Source organism: Mesotoga sp. B105.6.4 (assembly GCF_002896535.1).
In the GTDB taxonomy this organism is placed as follows: Bacteria; Thermotogota; Thermotogae; order Petrotogales; family Kosmotogaceae; genus Mesotoga.
On record NZ_JWIM01000079.1, the window covers coordinates 1 to 1,095 of the forward strand.

A 1,095-nucleotide genomic window follows, 5' to 3' on the forward strand; every position below is an offset into this window, starting at 1 on the left:
CGAACGAATACATTGTAAAAGAATTGCAAAGAGGAAAACCATACTACTCGAAAATAGTTTCTACGGATAGTTATGGCGAAGTCAGCGAAAGTCTTGTGTATTCTTTTACTACTATGGCAAACAGGCCTCCGATTGAACCATTTAATATTATTCCTGAAGACGGAATGGAAAACTTACCGGATTGTTTAACACTTGAATGGGACTGCACAGATCCTGACAATGACAATTTGACTTATGCAATATATCTGGGAGTAGATGCAGATTCCATGAATCAGATAGGCGAGACCACCAACAAGAATTTTGTCTTGAATGATTTGACCAGGGGAACAACACACTACTGGAAAATCGTGGTCTTTGATTCCTTTGGGGCAAAAACCGAAGGACCACTAAATACTTTTATCACAAAGGCTAACAAACCACCAGTTATTGATCCCAGTTCTGAAGTGTTTCTTAAAGAAACCGATCGAGATGTATTTGCGGAACTTAAATGGTTCTGTGAAGATCCAGATGACAAGCTGCTGTTATATGATGTATATCTTGGAGTTGATACAGAACCCTCATTGATTCTTTCGGATCATTATCTAACCACTTTGACCAAAGAAAAACTGAAATTCGGTACAACATATTACTGGCAAATTGTTGCCAAAGATGTACATGGCGGAATTTCTAAAGGACCATTGTGGGAATTTACAACGAAGAACCCTCCGAGCTATATTCCATCTGATATTGTTCCAAAGAGGGTGTTTGTGGAGAAAGGCAGCTTCACGATGGGTGACACGTGGGGTGGTGGATACGGTGATGAAAAACCAACCCATACGGTCACGTTTACCTACGACTTCTACATTGGCAAGTATGAAACTACATTCGACGAGTACGACGCTTTCTGTGATGACACTGGCAGAAATAAACCTGATGACGAAGGCTGGGGCAGGGGACAGAGACCTGTTATGAGGGTCAGCTGGTGGGATGCGATAGCCTACTGTAATTGGTTGAGTGAGAAAGAGAAACTCCCGAAAGCTTATGACACTAATGGCAATTTGCTGGACAAAGATGGAATAGTAACTACTGACCCGTCGAAAGTAGTAGGCTACAGAC

The 1,095-nt window shown here is 41.6% G+C and carries 1 protein-coding gene; it reads left to right on the forward strand.

Annotation, left to right across the window (positions count from 1 at the left end):
• Positions 1-164 precede the first annotated feature (164 nt).
• The coding region (locus RJ60_RS14425; protein ID WP_258006363.1) for a formylglycine-generating enzyme family protein at positions 165-1,095 on the forward strand (931 nt) is incomplete at its 3' end.